At 71.2% G+C, this 19506-nt stretch carries 22 protein-coding genes; 7 read left to right on the top strand and 15 right to left on the bottom strand.

Features of this window, described 5'->3' with window-relative positions; translation table 11 throughout:
- Position 1 precedes the first annotated feature (1 nt).
- The gene (locus BM127_RS12855; RefSeq protein ID WP_091199211.1) at positions 2 to 613 is read right to left on the bottom strand and encodes a flavodoxin family protein; all 612 of its coding nucleotides are present in this window, start codon (positions 611 to 613) and stop codon (positions 2 to 4) included.
- A gap of 240 nt (positions 614 to 853) precedes the next feature.
- On the opposite strand from BM127_RS12855, the gene BM127_RS22285 reads away from it, so the two are divergent.
- Entirely contained in the window at positions 854 to 1030 is a 177-nt protein-coding gene (locus BM127_RS22285; RefSeq protein ID WP_175507394.1) for a hypothetical protein, read from the top strand.
- A gap of 25 nt (positions 1031 to 1055) precedes the next feature.
- On the opposite strand, the gene BM127_RS12850 is transcribed toward BM127_RS22285, so the two are convergent.
- The 5 genes from BM127_RS12850 to BM127_RS12830 all read right to left on the bottom strand — a co-directional run bounded on the left by BM127_RS12850 (position 1056) and on the right by BM127_RS12830 (position 4948).
- Complete coding sequence (locus BM127_RS12850; protein WP_091199082.1) at positions 1056 to 2003, bottom strand: SDR family NAD(P)-dependent oxidoreductase; 948 nt, start codon at positions 2001 to 2003, stop codon at positions 1056 to 1058.
- Positions 2000 to 3100 carry a YihY/virulence factor BrkB family protein gene (locus BM127_RS12845; RefSeq protein WP_091199081.1) on the bottom strand — a complete coding sequence of 367 codons (1101 nt, stop codon included), beginning with the start codon at positions 3098 to 3100 and terminating at the stop codon, positions 2000 to 2002. The genes BM127_RS12850 and BM127_RS12845 overlap by 4 nt, the downstream gene beginning before the upstream one ends.
- A gap of 70 nt (positions 3101 to 3170) precedes the next feature.
- Positions 3171 to 3674, bottom strand: a complete 504-nt coding sequence (locus BM127_RS12840; RefSeq protein WP_091199080.1) for a hypothetical protein — start codon at positions 3672 to 3674, stop codon at positions 3171 to 3173.
- 51 nt (positions 3675 to 3725) lie between these two features.
- Positions 3726 to 4316: a rhomboid family intramembrane serine protease gene (locus BM127_RS12835; protein ID WP_198554374.1), complete on the bottom strand. Its 591-nt coding sequence runs from the start codon at positions 4314 to 4316 to the stop codon at positions 3726 to 3728.
- Between the two features lie 200 nt (positions 4317 to 4516).
- Positions 4517 to 4948, bottom strand: coding sequence for a MarR family winged helix-turn-helix transcriptional regulator (locus BM127_RS12830; RefSeq protein WP_091199078.1), 432 nt, complete (start codon positions 4946 to 4948; stop codon positions 4517 to 4519).
- Between the two features lie 90 nt (positions 4949 to 5038).
- Here BM127_RS12830 and BM127_RS12825 point away from each other — a divergent pair, with 90 nt between their 5' ends.
- Both BM127_RS12825 and BM127_RS12820 read left to right on the top strand, forming a co-directional pair.
- A complete protein-coding gene (locus BM127_RS12825; protein WP_091199077.1) occupies positions 5039 to 5623 on the top strand; it encodes a sigma-70 family RNA polymerase sigma factor in 585 nt (194 codons plus the stop codon).
- 64 nt (positions 5624 to 5687) lie between these two features.
- Positions 5688 to 6392, top strand: coding sequence for an ANTAR domain-containing protein (locus tag BM127_RS12820; RefSeq protein WP_091199075.1), 705 nt, complete (start codon positions 5688 to 5690; stop codon positions 6390 to 6392).
- Between the two features lie 6 nt (positions 6393 to 6398).
- Here BM127_RS12820 and BM127_RS12815 read toward each other — a convergent pair whose 3' ends face one another.
- The 5 genes from BM127_RS12815 to BM127_RS12795 all read right to left on the bottom strand — a co-directional run bounded on the left by BM127_RS12815 (position 6399) and on the right by BM127_RS12795 (position 11766).
- The gene (locus BM127_RS12815) at positions 6399 to 6869 is read right to left on the bottom strand and encodes a PPOX class F420-dependent oxidoreductase (RefSeq protein WP_091199073.1); all 471 of its coding nucleotides are present in this window, start codon (positions 6867 to 6869) and stop codon (positions 6399 to 6401) included.
- A 36-nt stretch (positions 6870 to 6905) separates the two neighbouring features.
- On the bottom strand, positions 6906 to 9203 hold the full coding sequence (locus BM127_RS12810) for an aminotransferase class III-fold pyridoxal phosphate-dependent enzyme (protein WP_091199069.1): 2298 nt from the start codon (positions 9201 to 9203) through the stop codon (positions 6906 to 6908).
- A 54-nt stretch (positions 9204 to 9257) separates the two neighbouring features.
- A complete protein-coding gene (locus tag BM127_RS12805; protein ID WP_091199067.1) occupies positions 9258 to 9935 on the bottom strand; it encodes a response regulator transcription factor in 678 nt (225 codons plus the stop codon).
- A gap of 92 nt (positions 9936 to 10027) precedes the next feature.
- A complete protein-coding gene (locus BM127_RS12800; protein ID WP_091199065.1) occupies positions 10028 to 11020 on the bottom strand; it encodes an aldo/keto reductase in 993 nt (330 codons plus the stop codon).
- 53 nt (positions 11021 to 11073) lie between these two features.
- Positions 11074 to 11766 (bottom strand): GAF and ANTAR domain-containing protein, encoded by a 693-nt coding sequence (locus BM127_RS12795; protein WP_091199063.1) that lies wholly within the window; start codon positions 11764 to 11766, stop codon positions 11074 to 11076.
- A 190-nt stretch (positions 11767 to 11956) separates the two neighbouring features.
- Between BM127_RS12795 and BM127_RS12790 the strand changes: the two genes are divergently transcribed.
- Positions 11957 to 12805, top strand: a complete 849-nt coding sequence (locus BM127_RS12790) for a mechanosensitive ion channel family protein (RefSeq protein WP_091199061.1) — start codon at positions 11957 to 11959, stop codon at positions 12803 to 12805.
- 123 nt (positions 12806 to 12928) lie between these two features.
- Positions 12929 to 13759, top strand: a complete 831-nt coding sequence (gene ppk2 / locus BM127_RS12785; RefSeq protein WP_091199059.1) for a polyphosphate kinase 2 — start codon at positions 12929 to 12931, stop codon at positions 13757 to 13759.
- A 21-nt stretch (positions 13760 to 13780) separates the two neighbouring features.
- Here ppk2 and BM127_RS12780 read toward each other — a convergent pair whose 3' ends face one another.
- The 3 genes from BM127_RS12780 to BM127_RS12770 form a co-directional block, all read right to left on the bottom strand.
- A complete protein-coding gene (locus BM127_RS12780) occupies positions 13781 to 15421 on the bottom strand; it encodes a WXG100 family type VII secretion target (protein ID WP_091199056.1) in 1641 nt (546 codons plus the stop codon).
- Positions 15418 to 16413 (bottom strand): hypothetical protein, encoded by a 996-nt coding sequence (locus BM127_RS12775; RefSeq protein ID WP_139227729.1) that lies wholly within the window; start codon positions 16411 to 16413, stop codon positions 15418 to 15420. The genes BM127_RS12780 and BM127_RS12775 overlap by 4 nt, the downstream gene beginning before the upstream one ends.
- A gap of 90 nt (positions 16414 to 16503) precedes the next feature.
- The gene (locus BM127_RS12770; RefSeq protein ID WP_091199049.1) at positions 16504 to 17232 is read right to left on the bottom strand and encodes a thermonuclease family protein; all 729 of its coding nucleotides are present in this window, start codon (positions 17230 to 17232) and stop codon (positions 16504 to 16506) included.
- A gap of 149 nt (positions 17233 to 17381) precedes the next feature.
- Between BM127_RS12770 and BM127_RS12765 the strand changes: the two genes are divergently transcribed.
- Together BM127_RS12765 and BM127_RS12760 are read left to right on the top strand one after the other, a co-directional pair.
- Entirely contained in the window at positions 17382 to 17660 is a 279-nt protein-coding gene (locus BM127_RS12765) for an excalibur calcium-binding domain-containing protein (RefSeq protein ID WP_091199048.1), read from the top strand.
- 89 nt (positions 17661 to 17749) lie between these two features.
- A complete protein-coding gene (locus tag BM127_RS12760) occupies positions 17750 to 18250 on the top strand; it encodes a hypothetical protein (protein ID WP_091199047.1) in 501 nt (166 codons plus the stop codon).
- 506 nt (positions 18251 to 18756) lie between these two features.
- Here BM127_RS12760 and BM127_RS12755 read toward each other — a convergent pair.
- On the bottom strand, positions 18757 to 19449 hold the full coding sequence (locus BM127_RS12755) for a GAF and ANTAR domain-containing protein (RefSeq protein ID WP_091199046.1): 693 nt from the start codon (positions 19447 to 19449) through the stop codon (positions 18757 to 18759).
- Between the last annotated feature and the right edge of the window lie 57 nt (positions 19450 to 19506).

Genomic DNA, 19506 nt, shown 5'->3' with positions numbered 1-19506 from the left:
CTCAGCCGCCCGCGGGGTAGCCCGACCGGGCGAGCAGGGTCGCCAGGTGGGTCGCGTTGCGCGCCAGCACGTGGGTGGTCCCGTCGGTCTTCTCCGGCGTCGGGGTCACGTCCTTGTAGTCGACCGACTGCATCGCCTCGCCCACCCAGTAGGTCGCCGCCTGCGCCGGAAGGGTGAAGCCGACGTCGTTGAGTGCCTGGGCCAGCTCCGCGGTCACGTGGTGCGCGCCGTCCTCGTTGCCGACGACGCCGATCCCGGCCACCTTGCCGAAGGTCAGGGGGCGACCCTCGTCGTCGGTCTCCGACAGCTCCGCGTCCAGCCGCTCGAGCACCATCTTCGAGACGGATCCGGGCTGGCCCATCCAGATCGGGGTGACCATCACGAGGATGTCGGCGGCGAGCATCTGCTGACGCAGCGCCGGCCACCCGTCTCCGTCGCCCTCGTCGGTGCTGACCCCGAAGCGCACGTCGTGGTCGACGACGCGCTCCACCGCGCCGGTGACGCCGAGCTCGGCGAAGGCGGCCAGCACCTGCGACCCGAGGAGCTCGGAGCTCGACTCGGCGGGCGAGGACTTGAGGGTGCAGTTGAGGACGAGGAGGGTCAGGTCGGTCATGGCGCACCCGTACCCGAGGGCGGGGCCGAGCATGTGCGAGACCCGTCGGCTCCCCTCGCACGGCGTACGGCGTCAGGTCCCCGACGGGTCTCGCTGCTGGCCGTCGAGGTCGCGGCGAGGCGACCTCGACGTGCTCCGAGGTACCCACCGACCGGCGCCGCATGCACCGGCCCGGACTTTTTTCGACGGCTTCGGGGTACAGGATGGTTGACCGCACACACCCCCCACGAAGGAGACGCCATGACCACCCCTGACGACACGGCTCCCGAGACGCAGGACGACCCCCAGACCCACCTCGACACGGACCCGAGCAACAGCCCGGGGACCGAGGACGATCCCGCCCACGACACGGGCGAGGACGAGGGGTGGACCTCCGAGGGCGGTGCGACCGAGTCTGGACCGGCCACCGACACGTGAGTCGCTCCCGGCGCCGCGGCCGCGGTCAGTGGCCGCGGCGCAGGCGACGGCGACCGAGCTCGACGACGTTGAGGATCGTCCCGAGCAGGGCATTGCCCTGGTCGCCCCGCAGGCGGTTGCCCTCCTGCCGGGACTCCAGCACGTTGCCGGGTCCCCGCACCACCGGTGCGACCTGGTCCTGCGCCGCGACCGCGAAGAGCGGTCCGACGAGCCGGTCGTAGGCCCACGGGAGCGTCCTGAACCCGAAGCGGATGAGCTGGTTGGCGACGCCGACCTGGCCGCCGCGCCACGAACGGTCTGCCGCGGCGAGCACGCGTCCAGCGACCTTCTCCGGCGAGGCCACCGGGAAGGGCGGGCGGCCCACCGCGTCGCCGTACGTCGCCGCCTGCCGGTAGATGGGCGTGTCCACTCCCCCGGGGGCCACGTAGCCGAAGCCCACGCCCGGGCGGTCGCGGTTGTCGACCCGCAGCTGGCGGACGAGGCCGCGCAGGCCCCACTTGCTCACGACGTACGCCGCCATGTCCGGCACGCCGATGTGGCCGATGAGGGAGCCGACCAGCACCACGCTCCCGGAGTCCTGGTCGCGGAGCACGGGGAGCACGTGCCGAGCCAGGTTGAGCGGGCCGAGGAGGTTGGTCGTGATGACGCCGTCGAACACCTCCACCGGCACGTCGGTGATGCGGCCGTAGGCCACGACACCGGCGCAGCTGACCACCACGTCCAGGCGTCCGTGGGCCGCGACGGCGGCAGCGACAGCGGCGGACACCTGCCGGTCGTCGCCGACGTCGGCGGCCGTGACGAGGGTGGTGGCAGCGCCGAGACGCTCACAGTCCGCGGCCACCCGTTCCAGCGCGCCACGCCCACGGGCGAGCAGCACGACGTGGTCGCCGCGGGCCGCGGCCTGTCGCGCGACGGCTTCCCCGATGCCGCTCGACGCACCGGTCACCAGGACGACGCGGGAGGAGGGGCTCATCGGGTGGAGCTGTCGGTCTCACGGGGGCGGCTGCCGGCGTCGTCGGGGTCGGCGTCGCGTCCGTGCGTCTCCCGGATCCGGCGCCCGCGGAGCTCGTCCGCCTCCTGCTTCGCGGCCGCCTTGTCGATCTTGCGGGTGTCGCGCGGGGGGAGCTGGATCTCCCGCTCGGCCGGCATCCCTGCCTGCAGCTCCCGCGCCCGCTCGAGCTCGGCATCCAGCTCGGCGCCGAAGAGCAGCGCGAGGTTGGTGATCCAGAGCCAGAGCAGGAAGACGATGACCCCCGCCAGCGACCCGTAGGTCTTGTCGTAGCTGCTGATGTTCGCGACGTAGAAGCCGAAGCCGGCCGAGGCCACGAGCCACACCAGGATCGCCAGCGCCGCGCCGACGCTGATCCAGCGGAACTTCGGCTGCTTGACGTTGGGGGTGGCGTAGTAGAGCAGACCGACGATCAGCACGACGACCAGCAGCATCACCGGCCACTTGGCGATGTTCCACACCAGGACGGCGGTCGAGCCGAGCCCGACGACGTCACCCACCGCCTGTGCGGCCGGTCCGGTGAGCACGAGGCTGAGCGCGACCAGCGCGGTGAGCACGACTGTCACGAGCGTGACCAGGAGCATCATCGGCCGCAGCTTCCAGATCGGTCGACCTTCCTCCACCTCGTACACCCGGTTCATCCCGCGACCGAACGCCCCGACGTAGCCGGACGCCGACCAGAGCGCCGCCGCCAGGCCGAGCACGAGCCCCCACCCCGCGCTCGAGGACCTGCTGAGCTCGACGAGAGTGGGCTCGAGGGTGTCGGCCGCTCCACCGGCCCCGACGCTGCGCAGCACCTGGAGGAGGGCATCGACCGTGTCGGGCCCCTGCCCGACGAGGCCCACCAGCGACAGCATCGCCAGCGCTGCCGGGAAGAGGGCCAGGACGGCGTAGTAGGTCAGGGCCGCAGCGAGATCTGTGCACTGGTCGTCGGAGAACTCACGCCAGGTCTTGCGCGCCACGTAGCCCCAGGAGGGCTTGGTGAGGTCGCGCGGCGAGTCGGGCTTGCCCGACTGGTCCGGGTCGGTGCGGGACGGGGTCGGGACTGAGGTGCGTGCCATGCGTCCCCGTACCCACCGACGCCGTCTTCACCCGGCGTCACACCGAACAGCGGCGGGACGCACGCACGGATCAGCGGTGGGCGCAGGCCAGGTCGGCGGTCATCGCGTCCACCGAGCTCAGCTCCACGCCGGGGCCGCAGACCAGGTCCAGCGGGTCGGCCGCGGTCTCGACGGTGGCGACCGCCTCGTCGAAGACGGGTACGACGTCGGGGCAGGTGTGCTCGAGCCCGATCCGAGTCAGGGCCGACGTCGCCACGTCGCCGCTGAGTGCCAGCGCGACCGTCCACGACGACGCATCGGTGCGTCCGCAGTCGACGACAGCGTCCTGCTGCAGCGTGGCGAGGTCGAACGTGTCCGTGCCGAGCTCGTCCTCGACCTCCGCGCGCCACTGCGCGAGTGCCGCGTCCTCCTGCTGCGCGACCGACTGCGCCTCGACGGGCGCGGACTCCGTGTCGCCGGCGCAGGCCGCGAGGGCGGGGCCGAGCAGGACCACGAGGAGGGCCGGGAGCAGGGCCGGGAGCAGGGCCGGGAGCAGGGCCGGGAGCAGGGCCGGGAGACGGGAGGAGGCGCGCATGAGGAGCAGGCTAGGAGCCTCGATCAGGCCGCGTCCGGGTTTTGTTACTGCTCAGTACGTGACGCGTGCCTCATCGCGGGCGCGGGTCGTCAGGAGACGGGCGGCGAGGAAACCGCCGATCGCACCGAAGAGGTGGCCCTGCCACGAGACACCGGGCTGGCCGGGCAGGACCCCGAGCAGCGCGCCGCTGTAGAGCAGGAAGACCGCGACGCCGATGAGGATCTCGGTCGAGCGCCGGTTGAGGAACCCGCGCACGATGAGGAAGACGATCCACCCGAAGATCAGGATCGAGGCGCCCGCGTGGTTGCTCCCGGGCTGGGCGAAGAGCCAGACGCCGAGGCCGCCCACCACCCAGATGATCGCGGTCGCGAGCAGGCCGCGTCCGATCCCGGTCGCGAGGGCCAGGAAGCCGAGGACCAGGACCGGCACCGTGTTGCTGATGAGGTGGTCGAACCCGAAGTGCAGCATCGGCGCGGTGGCGATGCCGACGAGGCCGTCCTCGGTGCGCGGCTGGACGCCGTAGGCATCGAGGGGGTGGCCGGTCGCCGCGTCGAAGATCTCCAGCACCCACAGCACCGCGACGAACGCGCCGGTCAGCACGGCCGCCTGCTGCCAGGCCGGCTCGCGGGTGGTGGTCTGCATGCCTCCCATGGTCGCAAACGAGGCAAAGGCGCGCGCGAGCGTTGAAAGTGCATACCCGGGGTACAGAGGGAGCACGGCCTCCCGATCGCAAGTCGCGAGGTCGAGGCCGTCCGGTCAAACAGTCGGCCGGATCGGCCGGTGTCGGGCCCGGTCGTCGTGCAACAGGACGACCGGGCTCGGCACTTCCGGGCACCCGCCGGTCAGCTGACGCGCGTCGTCAGCGTGCGCAGGGTGAGCTGCAGGTCGCTGAACTCCTGCTCGTTGAGCGCGAGTGCGTCCTTCATGTCGCAGTGGATGCGGTTGGCGTGCGCGCGCAGGGCGCTGCCCTTCTCCGCCAGCGAGATGACCACGAAGCGCTCGTCGTTGTGGTCGCGGTGCCGCGCGACCAGCCCGGCGCCCTCCATCCGACGCAGCAGCGGTGTGAGGGTGCCGTGGTCGAGGCGCAGGGTGTCGGCGATGTCGCGCACGGTGCAGCTCTCCCGCTCCCAGAGCACGATCAGGACGAGGTACTGCGGGTAGGTGAGCCCGAGCTCGGCCAGGACCGGTCGGTAGGCAGCGGTGACGGCGCGCGAGGCGGCGTAGAGGTCGAAGCACAGCTGGTCCACCAGAGGAGGTGCCTCGTTCTCGGCCATTCGTGCATTCTCTCACGAAACACCGCTATCTTGTTCCCAAGTTACTTGCGCACAAGGCGTCTTCGGACGACTCATTCCTGGAGAGCCACGATGCCGACACCTCGCCACCACGACCCCGACCCGCTCACCGCGTCCCTGCTGCGCGCCGCGGCGGGCGACACGGACGCCTTCACCGAGGTCTACGACGAGGTCGGCGGGCGCGTGTACGGCATCACCCTGCGCGTCGTCCGCGACCACCACCAGGCCGAGGAGGTCGCCCAGGAGACGATGATCGAGGTGTGGCGCAGCTGCTCGCGCTTCGACCCCTCCCGCGGCTCGGCGGGTGCCTGGATCTCGACGATGGCGCACCACCGCGCGGTCGACCGGGTCCGGTCGAGCAGCGCGGCCCGGAGGCGCGACACCTCGTGGCACGGCGAGGGCAGCGAGGCGGGCACCACGGACAGCACCTTCCAGGAGGCCAGCTCGCACTTCCGGACGCGATCGATCTTCGCCGCGCTGATGGAGCTGCCGCCCACCCAGCGACGGGCGATCGAGCTGGCCTACTTCGGTGGCCACACCTACGCGGACGTCGCGCAGCTGATGCAGGCCCCCCTGGGCACGACCAAGACCCGGATCCGCAACGCGCTCAGGCTGCTGCGGGAGAAGGTCGACGCCTCACTCATCGAGATCGCCTGATCCGAGTGGCGGCTCACCCGTTGGTGGCTTGAATGGGCCGCCCGCTGTCGGGTACTGGTGGGTCATGGAGTTCATCCCCGAGACGTTGGAGGCGATCGGCGAGCTCGACGCCGCGCTGGACGACGGCAGCCTGTCCGACCAGCTCACCCACCTGGCGGCGCGGGCCCAGACCATCACCCCGGACCTGGCCGGGATCAGCGTGGCCTCCCACGTGCACGGGCTGACGTTCACCCTGGTGGCCACCGATGCCGAGATCGCGGCGCTCGACGCCGTCCAGTACCTGGACACCGGCCCGTGCGAGGCCGCCATCCACCTGGGGCACGGCATCGCCACCTCCGACGGAGGCCTGTTCAGCGAGGAGAGGTGGCAGGCCCTCGCTGTGGTCGGCGCGGCCGCCGGTGTGTCCAGCACGCTGACCTTCCCGATCCGCAACGCCGGCGAGATCAGCGGCACCGTCAACCTCTACGGTCGTTCGGAAGGCACCTTCGTCGGCAAGCACCAGGCGCTCGCCGACGTGCTGAGGGCGTGGGCGCCGGGTGCGGTGACCAACGCCGACCTCGCGTTCACCACGCGCGACGACGCACGCGACGCCCCCGGGCGGTTGCGCAACGACACGAGCGTGGAGGTCGCGACCGGCATCCTCGCCGCACGACGCGGAACCAGCCTGGACGACGCTCGCGGGGCGCTCGACGACGCCGCTCGACGGGCAGGCATCCACGTCACGAAGGTCGCGCGCGTGGTCATCGACCTGCACAACCAGGGCCGCTGACCGGTCTCAGGAGTCCTGCGGCGGGAAGCCGCCGGTCGCGACAGGACCCCAGCGGGTCGGCGTGATCCGCAGGAGCGACTTGTCCTGCTTCACCATGGCCGCGCGGTACTCGTCCCAGTCGGAGTGCTCGCCCGCGATGTTGCGGAAGTACTCCACGAAGCCGTCGAGGGCCTCGGGTCCGTCGACCGCGTCGAGCACCTCGCACGTCCCGTCCACCTGGACCCACGCGTCGTCCCACTCCTCGGAGAGCACGAGCACCGAGACATCCGGGCGCTTGCGGGCGTTCCTCGTCTTGGCCCGCTGCGGGTAGGTGGCGATGACGATCCGGCCGCTGTCGTCGACCCCGCCCGTCACCGGCGACGACTGCGGCGAGCCGTCGGCACGGCGGGTGATCAGCACCATGTGGTGGCGGGTGCGTACGAAGTCCAGCAGCTGCTCGAGGCCGACGTCGGTGTTGGTCGCGATCTGGGGAGACATGACGTCGAGGCTAGCCCTGCGCCCGAACGGGTGCGGTCATCCCGCACGGCGTCGTACGTCGTCTACGGCGGCGGCCAGGCAGCCGACGAAGTGGTCGACGTGCGAGTGGTCCCAGACCAGCGGCGGTCGCACCTTCAGCACGTCGCCGCGCGGCCCGGTCAGGCCGGCGAGTGCACCGCGGGCGACGAGGCGCTGCAGCAGGCGCTGCGCCGTCGGGCGCGGGGCGGTGACGTCGACTCCCGCGACGAGCCCCATGACGCGCGCCTCCCCGAGCAGGTCGGTCGACGCGGCGAGGTCACGAAGCCTCTCCCCGAGGTGGGCACCGGTGACGAGCGCGCGCTCCGGCAGTCCTCGGTCCTCGAGGACGTCCAGCACGGCGTTGCCGGCCGCGGCCGCGGCCGGGGTGGCAGCGAACGTCGAGAAGTACTCGTAGCGCGAGGCGAACCGGTCGACGATGTCGCGCCGCGTGATCACCGCACCGATGGGATAGCCCGCTCCCATGGGCTTGCCGAGCGTGACGAGGTCGGGCACCACGCCCGACTGCGCGAAGCGCCAGAGCCCGGGACCGGTCCGGCCGTAGCCGATCTGCACCTCGTCGGCGAGGTAGAGCGCACCCTCGGCGTGGGCCCCCGCCCGCAGGCCCTCGAAGTAGGACGGCGGCGCGTCGTGCACGCCCTCGCTGGTGAACCCGGAGTCGGCCAGGAGCAGGGCGGGGCGGTGTCCGCGGGTCGCGACGTCGCCTGCCGCAGCACGCACCAGGTCCGTGGTGGCCTGCAGCCCGAGGTCCCCGTGTGCGCGCGGCGCGCGGAAGAGGCCGACGGCATCGGGACGGTGTCCCGGTGGCCACTCGTTGGAGCTGAGGTCGGCCATCCACCGCGTCGAGCCGTGGTAGGAGTGCTCGACGATGAGCGCTCCCGACCCGCCGGTGACCTCGGTGGCCAGCCGCCAGGCGAGCTCGTTGGCCTCGGTGCCCGACGTGGTGAACAGGACGGTGTCGAGCCCGGCCGGCATCGTCGCCACCAGCCGCTCGGCGAGCTCGACGACCTCCGGGTGGAGGTAGCGCGAGTGGGTGTTGAGCCGTCCGAGCTGGCGACCGACCCGGGACACGACGGTCGGGTCGGCGTGGCCGACGACGGCGACGTTGTTGTAGGCGTCGAGGAAGCGACGGCCCGACGCGTCGGTGAGCCACGCGCCCTCACCGCTGACGAGGTGCAGCGGCTGGTCGTAGAACAGCGGTGCCACCGGGCCGCCCATGACGGCGTCGCGCCGCTCCCCCAGCGCGGCCGCGTCGGCGCTCGCGGTGGCGGTCCCGGCGAGGCGGTGGAACCGCCGGGCGAGCTCACCGGGCGAGAGCTGCGCCAGCGCGTGCGTCGTACGGGCGTTGGAGTCGTCGTACTGCGTGATGTACGCCGTGTTGTCGGGGTGTGCAGCGGCGCGACCGCGCGAGATGATCGAGCTGAGCGCGAGCCGCGACAGCACCAGGTCGCCGAGCACCTCCACCTCGTCCCACGTGAGCCGGCGGTGGCGCTGGTAGCCGCGGAGGACGGCGCCGGCGAGCTCCCACAGGGAGCAGACCTGGGTGTCGCTGGTGTTGCGCACGACCGCGGTCAGCGCGATCGCGAGGTCGACCACGTCGGCGGTGTGGTGCAGGTCGCCGAAGTCGATGACCCCCGTGATCCGGCCGTTCGTCGCCAGCAGGTTGGTGAGGGTCACGTCGGCGTGGTGGACCCCGCTGGGCAGCCGCGGCAGGGCAGCCAGGCTGGTCGCGACCCGCGCGACGACGTCGCGCAACGGATCCCCCTCGGGCAGGACACCGGCCTGCTGGGCCTTCGCCGCGACGCGCGGCAGGGCGCGTACGTCCCAGTCGAGGACCCGGCTCCCGGCCGCCGGGTGGAAGAAACCCCGCAGTGCGTGGGCGATCCGGGCCGTCGCGGCACCCACCTGCTCGGCGAGGTCCTCGGTGACCACGTCTCCTTCGAGCGGCGCCCCGGGCACCGTGGTGATCAGGCGGACGAGGCACGGGCGTCCGCCCTCGTCCGGCACCACTGCCACGTCAGTCCCGTCGAGGAGGCGAACGACGTCGGGGATCGGCAGGTCGGGGTCGGTGGCCGCCACGTGGCGCATCGCCGCGACCTCGAGGTCGACCAGCGCGCGCGACTCCGCCGGGTTGGAGACCTTGAGGACGTGGCCGGCGCCGATGCGGGCGTTGAGGTCGCGCTCGCTGGAGAGTCCGACGACGTCGTCGGACTCGACTCCCCAGTGGTCCGCAGCGACGCGGCGGAGGTGCTCGAGCGAGAACCGAGGGGGTTGTTCGTCCAGCACGTCCGTGGCCATCGGCGTCCTTCCGCTCGCCGCCACCGCCGGCAGCGTCCTGCGAAGAGTAGGCCGTCAGGAGGAGGTGAGCCGGAAGCCGATGCCGCGCACGTTGACGATCCGGTCGGGGGCGCCCGCCGCCGCGAGCCGCTCACGGATCCGGCCGATCGCGCTGGAGAGGACCATCGGGGATCCGGACCAGTCGCTGCCCCAGACCTCGTCCATGAGGGCGTCGTGGGTCACGACCCGGTCGCGGTGGGCGAGGAGGATCGCCAGGACGTCGTACTCCCGGCCGCTGGTCGCGATCTGCACGCCGCGGTAGGCGACCTCGTGGTCACGCACCTCGAGGAAGTTCTCGACCGAGCGGCGGGGGCGGGGCAGGACGTAGGAGCGCTCGATGCGGCGCAGCACCGACCCCACCCGGGCCTGGAGCTCGGCGATGGAGCACGGCTTGGCGAGGTAGTCGTCGGCGCCGGCGTCGAGGCCGGCCACCACGTCCATCTCCTGGCTGCGGGCGCTGAGGATGATCACGCCGCCGTCGAAGCCGTGGCCGCGCATGGCGCCGCAGACATCAAGGCCGTCCATGTCGGGCAGGGTCAGGTCGAGGAGCACCAGATCGGTGACGGTCCGCTCGACGTGGGCGAGGGCCTCCCGGCCGTGCGCGACGACCGCGGCGTCGTAGCCCCTGGCGGTGAAGAAGTGGGCCAGTGGAGCAGCGACGTCGGCGTCGTCCTCGACCACCAGCACGTGCATCCGTCCACCGTAGGGATCGGTCGGGCACGGCTCGCGCAACGGAGCTCAACGAGAGGTCCACCGTTTGCCACACTGCGGCAGCGGTGGCCGGGTCACCAGCGGTCGTGCACCTGCGCGCGGATCTTCCGGTCGTAGAGGTCGGCGACCGCGGTGAGCAACGGCGGCGGCAGCTGTACGACGTCACCGGCGGCCGCGTTCGACTGCGCTTGCGCGACGTTGCGGGCGCCGGGGATGACGGTCGAGACGCCGGCGAGCTGCCACGCCCACGCGATGGCTGCCTGGGCCGGAGTGACGTCGAGCCCGCTGTCCTTGACGAGCTGGGTGAACTCCTGCGCCGCCTCCACCCCGGTGGCGTAGTCGACGCCGGAGAAGGTCTCGCCGACGTCGAAGGCGCTGCCGTCGCGGTTGTAGGTGCGGTGGTCGTCGGCGGCGAACGTGGTGTCGAGGTCGTACTTGCCCGACAGCAGGCCGGAGGCGAGCGGCACGCGGGCGATGATGCCGACCCCGGCGGCCTCGGCGGCGGGAAGCACCGCGTCGAGCGGTTTCATCCGGAAGGCGTTGAGGATGATCTGGATGCTCGCCACGTGGGGACGAGCGATGGCGCTGAGCGCCTGGTCGGCGGTCTCGACGCTGACGCCGTAGGCCGCGATGACCTGCTCCTCGACGAGCCGGTCGAGGACGTCGTAGGTCGCGTCGTCGTCGATGACCGCGCTGGGCGGGCAGTGCAGTTGGACGAGGTCGATGGTGTCGACGCCGAGGTTGCGGCGCGAGCGGTCGAGCCAGGCGCGGAAGTTGGCCTCGACGTAGTTGGCCGGCACCTGCTCCTCGCGGCGACCCATCTTGGTCGCGACGGTGAAGCCGGCGTCGGGGTGTGCGGCGACGAAGGCGCCGACGAGCTGCTCGCTGCGACCGTCGCCGTAGACGTCCGCGGTGTCGTAGAACGTCACGCCGGCCTCGGCCGAGGCCTCCAGCACCTCGCGCGCGTCGCTCTCGGTGACCTCACCCCAGTCCGCGCCGAGCTGCCAGGTGCCGAGGCCCACGACGGAGACCGGCCGGTTCGTACGTCCAAGAGTTCGCTGCTGCATGGGAGGGAGTGTTGCAGGAGGCTGGGTGGGGCGCTCGGGGACCTGACGGCCGTTCAGACGAGGTCAGGCAGATCGCCGGTGGACACGACCGTGCGGGCGACCTCGACGAGCTTCTGGTTGGAGTGCGAGGACACGCGGCGCAGGTAGTCGAAGGCCTGGCTGGCGTCGACGCCGAACCGCCCCATGACGAGACCGGTCGCCTGGCCGATGATCGTCCGGCTGTGCAGCGCCATGCCGAGCTGGTCGATCTCGCGGCTCGTCGTGAGGACCGCGGCGAGCTGGACGGCCAAGGTCTGTGCGATCGCGACGTCGTCGGCATCGAACCGTCCGCCACGGTGGGCGTACATGCTCAGCGCCCCGTAGGACTGGGTCCCGGTGTAGACGAGCACCGAGATCATCGAACCGACCTTGAGGTCGTCGTGCACCCGCGGGGCCCACACCGGCCAGCGCCGGTCGGCGGCGAGGTCCGGTGCGACCACGGTGTCCAGCTCTCGCATCACGTCGAGGCAGGGACCTTCACCGAGCTCCTGCTGGAGCTCGTTGGCGCGTCGGACCACGTCGTCACTGCTCGCCCGGGTGGACAACCCGCCCTGGTCGTTGACGGTGAAGCCGGCATGGCAGCAGAGCTCCACCAGGGACGTGGCAGCATGCACGGCCAGCGTGACCTTCTGCTCCTCGTCGGGGGTCTCGCCCAGTGCCTGGGCAAGCTCCTTGAAGACGCCCATCCGGTGCACCACGCCGCTCATCGTTCCCTCCCAGGACGCATCTGCCGCGCTCGAACGGGTGAGATCGTAGCCAAGAACCGAGGCTCGCGGCCACCTCCCGAGGAGGCTTCTACCTACCCGATTTCCCACGAACTATCCGCACCCCTGGGGTGTGTTCTGCGACCAAAGTAGGGGGTCAGAGTCGGGAGTAACCGAACGAAAGGACACTCCCATGGACATCGGCGAAAGCTTCCAGAACACGACGGACGGGATCTTCGACTTCCTGCCCCACCTGGTGGGCTTCCTGCTCATCCTGCTGGTCGGCTACCTCATCTCGAAAGTCGTCGCCGGTCTGGTCGGCAAGCTTCTCGAGAAGGCCCACATCGACCGCCGGCTCCATGAGAGCTCGGCTCGCAGGTACGTCGACGCGGTGCTTCCGGGTGCCTCGCCCGCCAACGGCATCTCGCGCATCGTCTTCTGGTTCATCTTCATCTTCTTCATCACGGCCGCCATCGGCGCGCTGGGCATCCCCGCGGCCACGAGCTTCATGAACGACGTGCTGGCCTACCTGCCCAACGTGATCGTGGCGATCCTCATCTTCGTCGTCGCAGCGCTGGTCTCCGGCGCGGTCGCAGCCGCGGTCGTCCGCTTCATGGGCGACACCCCCACCGGCAAGATCGTCGGCGCCGTCGCCCCCGCCGTCATCATGACGATCGCCTTCTTCATGATCCTCGAGCAGCTGCAGATCGCCCCGGAGATCGTGCGGATCGCCTTCACCGCCATCATGTTCGCGCTTGCTCTCGGGCTCGCCCTCGCCTTCGGTCTCGGTGGTCGCGACCTGGCGGCCGACCTGCTCCGGCAGGCGCGCGACAAGGGGTCCCAGGCGGCCAGCCAGGCCAAGCAGGACGCGCAGCTCGGCAAGGAACGTGCCCAGGCCGAGATGAGCAGTCACGACAGAGCGACGGGCTACTCCACGACCGGGGCCGGCTACTCCGGCGCCACCGCCGGGACGACGACCGACCGGGCGTACGACCCGGAGGCGACCCAGCACATGCCGCCCCCGGCGCCGCCGCACCGCTGACACGACCTGCACCACCCGCCGAAGGACCGTCCGACGCCGTCATGGGGTCGGACGGTCCTTCGTCGCTTGCAGGGACACGCCTCCTGGGATCACGATGGGCGCGCCGACTCCAGGAGGCACGACATGGGCGACGCCCCGGACAGTCCCGACCGCACCGACGACGACCGCTACACGAGCAAGGGCCGCCTGCGGGCGTCGGCGTACGACGCCGAGATGGAGCGCCTGCAGGAGCAGCTGGTGCTGCTGCAGTACTGGGTGCAGTCGCAGGGCCTCAAGGTCCTGGTGATCTTCGAGGGCCGCGGGTCCGCGGGCAAGGGTGGCGTGATCAAGCGGATCACCGAGCGCACCAGCCCGCGCACCGTGCGGATCGTCGCGCTGCCCAAGCCGACGGACCGCGAGCGGAGCCAGTGGTACTTCCAGCGCTACGTCGAGCACCTTCCCGCCGCCGGCGAGATGGTCCTGTTCGACCGCAGCTGGTACAACCGGTCCAACGTCGAGTGGGTGATGGGCTTCTGCACCGAGGACGAGCACCAGGAGTTCCTGCGCAGCTGCCCGGAGTTCGAGCGGATGCTCGTGCGGTCCGGGACCGTGGTGCTGAAGTACTGGTTCTCCGTCAGCGCCGAGGAGCAGCAGCGGCGCTTCGAGGCCCGCAACGCCGAGCCGCTCAAGCGGTGGAAGCTCTCCGACATGGACCTCGCCGAGCGCGAGCACTACGTCCGCTACTCGATGGCGAAGGACACCACCTTCCAGCACACCGACATCAAGCAGGCTCCCTGGTTCGTCGTGCCGTCGGACGACAAGCGGGCGGCGCGGCTCAACTGCATCACGCACCTGCTCTCACAGTTCGACTACGAGGACGTTGCGCCGGATCCGGTCGTGCTGCCGGAGGTCCGCGACGTGCCCTACGTGCGTACGCCGATGCACGAGCAGTCGTTCGTGCCGGGGGTGTTCTAGGAGGGCTTGGCCCCGGACGTCTCAGTCGAGGCGAGCCCGGTCGAAGCCGGAGTGGACCGCGTCGTCGGTGCGCGCTGCGTCGCGAGCGGTGGCGCGGAGGCTGTCGGCGGCGTGGCCGACCGCCGTGCCGCTCGCGCGCAGGCCGTCACCGATGCTCGCGACCAGCCGGCGTACGGCCTGGGCGAAGTCGGGCGCCTGCGGGACCTTGCCGAGATCGCCGGCGGACAGGCGTACTGCCGCCACGTCATGGGAGGTGCGGGTCATCCGACGCCCGGGGCCCTCGAGCTCGGCGGCGACGAGCACCAGCGACTCCGGCCCGATGAAGAACTCGCCGGACAGCCCCAGACCGGACAGGGGCGTGCTGGTCAGGTTCGGGGTGGGCCACAGGTCGTCCTCGTCCCCGCCGTACTTCGTCGCCCCGGACTCGTAGGTGACGAGCACGTTGCCGTCCACCTCCACGAGGCCCTCGGACATGTTCGGGAACGCGTAGGACTCCCGCGACCCGTCGTGGTCCTGCACCACGAGCGCGCTCTCGTTGTCGCGCCCGAAGGACGTGCTGAAGACGTACTCGCCGTTGCGCACGATGACGCCCTGGCAGCGCGGCGGCGTGGTGACGGCACGGTCGGGCATCTCCACCCAGCCACCCCGGCCATCGGGCTGGTAGACGTGCAGCGTGCCCTCGGACTTCTCGGTGAACGTGCCGAGGTAGAGCAGGCCGTCCTTCATCGCCGAGTAGGACCCGCCGTTGTCCACGGTCTGCACCGACTGCGGCTGGACGGTCGCGCCGGGTCCGGAGTCACGCATGTCCGACAGGGAGTAGGTGTAGACCTTGCCCTTGTCGGTGACGTAGACCGTGTCGCCGTCGACCGTGACCCCTCCGGCGTGCCCGGGTGTTCCGTGGTCGACGTCCTCCTGGCCGAGGGCACCGGGCGTCACGCCGCCCAGCTTCACCTCGCCCACCTTCTCGCCGGTGACCTCGTCGATCAGCGCCATCACCGACGGGTCGCCGTCGTCCTGGTCGTAGAAGCCCTGGAGGAGCAGCCCGGTCCTGGGGTCGTAGCCCAACCCCTGCGGGATCCGCCCGCGTCCGTCGCCCCAGGCGCCGATGCTCGGGATCCGCGGACCGAGGGTGCTGCCGTAGTCGTCGAGCCACTCCTGGTTGCGCGCGAGCCCCTGCTCGACCCATGCGCGGGCCTCGTCGCTGAGCTCGTCGAGGTCCTCGTCGTCGCCGGTGAGCACCGCGGTCACGCCGGCCAGGCGCGCGTTGTACGTCGTCCCGGTGGCGAGGAGCAGCCCGTTGACGAGCCGAGCGAAGAGCTCCTCGACCACGGGCGGCAGGCCGGCAGGGCGGGAGCGCCAGTGGCGGATGAAGTAGGTGGCCGTGTCGTCGCACCAGGTGTAGGCGTCCTCGGCGGTTGCGACGGCGGAGTGCGTCACGCCGAGTGCGACGTGGGCCCGCGCGACGCCCGTGCGCAGGACCTCGAGGCGGGAGGCGTAGGCGTCGGCGCCGAGCCCGGACCAGTCGCGTACGCCACAGCCGGCGAGGTCCTCCTGCGCGCGGTCGACGTCGAGCAGGGCGCTGTGCAGCGCCTCGGTCGCGGCGGCGATGACGCCCGCGTCACCCGAGACCAGTCGCTGGTACTCGCCCTCCGGATCGGTCATCCCTCGACGCCCAGCAGTCGTACGACGAGCTGGTCGGTCGCGCCCGTGGCGAAGCGCACCACGGCACCGGTCGACTCCTCGGGCACCTCACAGGCGCCGTCCGGCACACGGCAGGTCAGCAGCGCCGAGGATCCGTCGTCGGCGACCGCGACCCCCACCGCGGTCTCCGCATCGGCCCACCAGTCGAGCGTCCACCGCGGCGTCGGTACGTCGAGCCGCACCGCCGTGCCGTCCTTGCCGAGCACCGCCGCGCGGTCGCCGTCCTGGCGGATCGTCCATGCGCCGTCGGGACTCTCGGGCGCGCCCGGGACGGGGACGGACACGTCACCGGCGTCGGTCGTCCCACCGCCGGCGAGGTCGACGGCGAGGGTCGTGTCCACCGCGTCGACGTACGCCGTGTCGTCCGTGACCGCGACGACGCCGATCTCGGCATCCTCGTAGAGGTCGGCCAGGTCGTCGCCGGTGTCGCCGAGGCCCTGGGAGGTCTGGGCCACCTCGACGCCCTCGCGGAGGTCGAGCACGACGAGCTCGGCAACAGGGGTCCCGTACTCGTCCTCGTCCCCGGACTCCACGTCGATGCCGACGAGGTACCGGCCATCGGTCGAGGCGCGCAGCGTGTCGGCCCGCAGGCGCAGCCCGGTGTCGGTGGCCTCCCCGCCGGGAGCGGCGAAGTGGACCTCACCGCTCGCGACGTCCTCGGCAGCGGCCGCGTCCTCGCTCGCCGAGGGGACGAAGAAGACACCGTCGCCGGCGACGACGTAGGACGACGTGGGTCCGCCCAGCTCGACCTCCGTGCCGTCGGACAGGTGCACGACGCCGTCGGACTCCCAGACCAGCGGCGCGGTGGCCACCGGGTCCTGGCTCGTGCCCCACGCGCTGGGTTCGTTGCCGGGCTCGCCGGTGCCGACGGACGAGCCGTCCTCACCACACGCGGCGAGCGCGACGGACAGCACCACGGCAGCCACAGCTGCGATCCCCCGACTCACCCGCATGCCCTCATCCTCCCCCAGCAGGCGGGTGGCTACACCTGGGACGGCTGATGGGTCCGTGGCCGCCGTCGTGCCGGCTCCGGTGACGGATCGTCAGCGCCAGCAGGTGTTCCACGAGCCGCGGCGACTGCTCTGGGCGCTGCGCTCGACGCGCTTGTAGCCGGCGGTCCGTCGGAACGGCGTGTGGTCGTAGACGTAGACCGTCGCCTGGCCGAGGTTGACCTGGGCGCGGCCGACGTCCTTGCCCTTGCGCTCGACGTAGCGGAGCAGGCGACCGTAGCGATCACGATCGGCCTGGCTCGGGTCGCTGACCAGGGTGACCGTCGAGCCGACCGGCGCCAGCTCGCGCATCCGCTGGCTGGCCTTCCTGCCGCCGCACTCGGTGCCTCCGTAGACCTCGGGCGTGTCGATGCCGATGATCCGGATGTCGCGCACGCCGATGCCGCGGATGCGCACCTTGAGGGTGTCGCCGTCGGTCACCTTCACGACGTTGCCGACATTGCGACGTACGACGTCGGCGTCGGTCTGGGTGCCGGTCGGCGTGTTGTCCTGGGTGCCACCGGTGTTCCCGACGAAGGGCTGGGGCGCGACCGTCCCACAGGGGCACGGGTTGGACTCGCAGGCGCGGCCGTCGTTGTCGCTGCCGTCGAGTCCGTGCGGGTCACCCGCGCCGGAGGCCAGCATGAACGCCTGCGCAGCGGCCTGGGTGGGGAAGTCACCGCAGTCGCGGTCGACGATGGCGCTCGCAGGTGTCTGCGCCAGGCCGACGAGACCGATGGCGGCAAGGATCAGGGCGAGCGCTCGGGCGACGTGCGGGATCATGGTGGTTCTTCCCCGTGGTGTTCGTGGTGTTGCTGACGTCGACACCCGTTTCACCGGGACGCGGCGTCCGTTGCCGAACGCGTGAAATCGGTCAAGGCGATCCTGACGTTCGCCGGACGCGGCACTCCGGCCCCGCTTACGGTCTCGCCATGACCTCGACCTTCCGCGGAGCGATTGCCGCTCTCGCCCTCGCCGCTCCCCTGCTCACCATGACCCCCGCCGACGCCGCGGCACCCAAGTTCCCCTCGTGCGACGCCCTCACGGCCAAGTGGCCGAACGGGGTCGCGAAGGGTCCGGTCGCTGCTGCCAAGGCGGTCCGCGACGGCTACTCCCGCCCTGCGACCACGAAGCTCGCGGTCCAGGTCTACTGGGTGAACAACGCCAACCTGGACCGCGACAAGGACGGCACCGCCTGCGAGAACGGCTGACACTCCGCCGGCGCGGGAATCACAGCATCCGTCTCTCGGGGGCGAGAACCATCTCGACATCCACACACGTCAAGGGGACAGACAACCGTATGAAGATCAACAAGAAGACCGCTGGGCTTGTAGGCGCTGCGGTCCTGGTGGCGGCGCTGTCAAGCACCGGCACCGCCGTCGCCGGTGGACTCATCACCACGGCGCAGATCAAGGACAGCGCCGTCACGACCGGCAAGGTCAAGAACGGAACCTTGACGCTCAAGGACTTCAAAGCCAGCGAGCGCTCGAAGCTCGTGGGCGCACCTGGCGCTCCGGGAGCCACCGGCCCCATGGGTGCGATCGGTCCTGCGGGCGCAAGCGCGTCCGCCAGCTCGGTCGTCGTCCAGAGCCCCACCGTGACGGTGGCGGCCTACGACATCGGGACGGTCATCGCCTTCTGCCCTGCGGGCAAGAAGGTCACTGGAGGTGGCTACTTCAGCAGCATCGCCATCGCGGCAAGCAGCCAGCCGGGCACCAGCGCGGTCTCGTGGGGGGCGGTCATCAACAACAGCGACAACTCCATCCCCGTGGATGTGTGGGCGTACGCCGTCTGCGCGTAGTCCGGCTCGCGAATGCAGGGGCCACGACCGTGATCGGTCGTGGCCCCTTCTGCGCGTACCGAAGTGTCTTCCGCGATCCCGGGCCCGGCCGTCATGTGATCCAGAACAAGCGGACGGATCCGCGTATCTCCCGCGGGGCTGGGTACAGGGCACGCACCGCGCGACCCAGGATCGGGTCCGCGGCGGTCTGCAGGTCGTGGTGAGCGCCTCTCTGTGTGCCTCGCCTTCCCAGCACCCCGAAGGGGCCGCCCGCATGATCGTGACCGCCCGATACTCCAGCCCGTGCAGCGACTGTGACGCCTCGGCAGACCGACCGTGCCTCGAGACCTGCCCGACCCGGCAGACCGCGCCCCTGGCTGTGCCGTCGCCGCGCGTGCCCGTCGACGTGGGGTCACCGCCGTGGCGGCTGCGGGTCGTCCCGAGCCTCACGGTCCACCACGTTCCGCAGGCGGCGCCCTTCCCGCAGTCCCGGTTGCGGTAGGCCTGCCGCTCCTGAGGCGCCCGCGCTACTCGTACGTCGGCAGCTGGCGCGTCTCGGCGATCTCGGTCGCGACCGCGACCAGCTTGCGGTTGGTGTGCGACGACACCCGCCGCAGGTAGTCGAAGGCCCTCTCCGCGGTGAGGTCGAGGCGCTCCATGATGATCCCCTCGGCGCGACCGATGGCGAGCCGGTTGCGCAGGGCCATGCCAAGGTGGTCGATCTCGCGGCCGCTGGTCATGACGACGGCGAGGTGCGCAGAGATGGCTTCGGCGACCGCGACATCGTCGGCATCGAACGTCTCGCCGATGTCGGTGTAGAAGCTGAGGCAGCCGTAGGAGTGGTCGTCGTGGTAGACGAGGATCGACATCATCGACCCGACGCCGAGCTCGGCGTGCACGCGCGACGCCCAGGTCGGATAGCGCCGCTCCCGGTCCAGCTCGCGACAGATCAGGGTCACCTGCTGGCGGTTGACGCTGATGCAGGGCCCCTCACCGATCTCGAACTGCAGCTCGTTGGCGCGCTTGACGATCTCGTCACTGCCGAGGCGGGTGGTGATCCCGTTCTTCTCGTTGATCGTGTAGCCCGCGTGGCTGCACCGATCGACCAGGCGGACCGCAGAGTCCACGGCCAGCTGCAGGCGGGCCATCTCGTCCTTGGCCGAGCTCAGCTCCTGCATCAGCTGGACGAACTCGCCCGCCCAGTGCTTCGCGTCGTTCATGTCCGCGCTCCCCCTTCGGGTCGACTGCGACCCGAACCTCGATGGAGAGCGTAGCCA

The organism is Nocardioides alpinus (genome assembly GCF_900112035.1).
GTDB classification, from domain to species: Bacteria; Actinomycetota; Actinomycetes; order Propionibacteriales; family Nocardioidaceae; genus Nocardioides; species Nocardioides alpinus.
Note: the sequence above shows the minus strand (reverse complement) of the source record. Positions and strands in the feature narration are given on the sequence as shown.

Coding starts and splice junctions, on each gene's coding strand:
- BM127_RS12855 (WP_091199211.1), bottom strand. CDS start 613: ATGACCGACCTGACCCTCCTCGTCCTCAACTGCACCCTCAAGTCCTCG.
- BM127_RS22285 (WP_175507394.1), top strand. CDS start 854: ATGACCACCCCTGACGACACGGCTCCCGAGACGCAGGACGACCCCCAG.
- BM127_RS12850 (WP_091199082.1), bottom strand. CDS start 2,003: ATGAGCCCCTCCTCCCGCGTCGTCCTGGTGACCGGTGCGTCGAGCGGC.
- BM127_RS12845 (WP_091199081.1), bottom strand. CDS start 3,100: ATGGCACGCACCTCAGTCCCGACCCCGTCCCGCACCGACCCGGACCAG.
- BM127_RS12840 (WP_091199080.1), bottom strand. CDS start 3,674: ATGCGCGCCTCCTCCCGTCTCCCGGCCCTGCTCCCGGCCCTGCTCCCG.
- BM127_RS12835 (WP_198554374.1), bottom strand. CDS start 4,316: ATGCAGACCACCACCCGCGAGCCGGCCTGGCAGCAGGCGGCCGTGCTG.
- BM127_RS12830 (WP_091199078.1), bottom strand. CDS start 4,948: ATGGCCGAGAACGAGGCACCTCCTCTGGTGGACCAGCTGTGCTTCGAC.
- BM127_RS12825 (WP_091199077.1), top strand. CDS start 5,039: ATGCCGACACCTCGCCACCACGACCCCGACCCGCTCACCGCGTCCCTG.
- BM127_RS12820 (WP_091199075.1), top strand. CDS start 5,688: ATGGAGTTCATCCCCGAGACGTTGGAGGCGATCGGCGAGCTCGACGCC.
- BM127_RS12815 (WP_091199073.1), bottom strand. CDS start 6,869: ATGTCTCCCCAGATCGCGACCAACACCGACGTCGGCCTCGAGCAGCTG.
- BM127_RS12810 (WP_091199069.1), bottom strand. CDS start 9,203: ATGGCCACGGACGTGCTGGACGAACAACCCCCTCGGTTCTCGCTCGAG.
- BM127_RS12805 (WP_091199067.1), bottom strand. CDS start 9,935: ATGCACGTGCTGGTGGTCGAGGACGACGCCGACGTCGCTGCTCCACTG.
- BM127_RS12800 (WP_091199065.1), bottom strand. CDS start 11,020: ATGCAGCAGCGAACTCTTGGACGTACGAACCGGCCGGTCTCCGTCGTG.
- BM127_RS12795 (WP_091199063.1), bottom strand. CDS start 11,766: ATGAGCGGCGTGGTGCACCGGATGGGCGTCTTCAAGGAGCTTGCCCAG.
- BM127_RS12790 (WP_091199061.1), top strand. CDS start 11,957: ATGGACATCGGCGAAAGCTTCCAGAACACGACGGACGGGATCTTCGAC.
- ppk2 (WP_091199059.1), top strand. CDS start 12,929: ATGGGCGACGCCCCGGACAGTCCCGACCGCACCGACGACGACCGCTAC.
- BM127_RS12780 (WP_091199056.1), bottom strand. CDS start 15,421: ATGACCGATCCGGAGGGCGAGTACCAGCGACTGGTCTCGGGTGACGCG.
- BM127_RS12775 (WP_139227729.1), bottom strand. CDS start 16,413: ATGCGGGTGAGTCGGGGGATCGCAGCTGTGGCTGCCGTGGTGCTGTCC.
- BM127_RS12770 (WP_091199049.1), bottom strand. CDS start 17,232: ATGATCCCGCACGTCGCCCGAGCGCTCGCCCTGATCCTTGCCGCCATC.
- BM127_RS12765 (WP_091199048.1), top strand. CDS start 17,382: ATGACCTCGACCTTCCGCGGAGCGATTGCCGCTCTCGCCCTCGCCGCT.
- BM127_RS12760 (WP_091199047.1), top strand. CDS start 17,750: ATGAAGATCAACAAGAAGACCGCTGGGCTTGTAGGCGCTGCGGTCCTG.
- BM127_RS12755 (WP_091199046.1), bottom strand. CDS start 19,449: ATGAACGACGCGAAGCACTGGGCGGGCGAGTTCGTCCAGCTGATGCAG.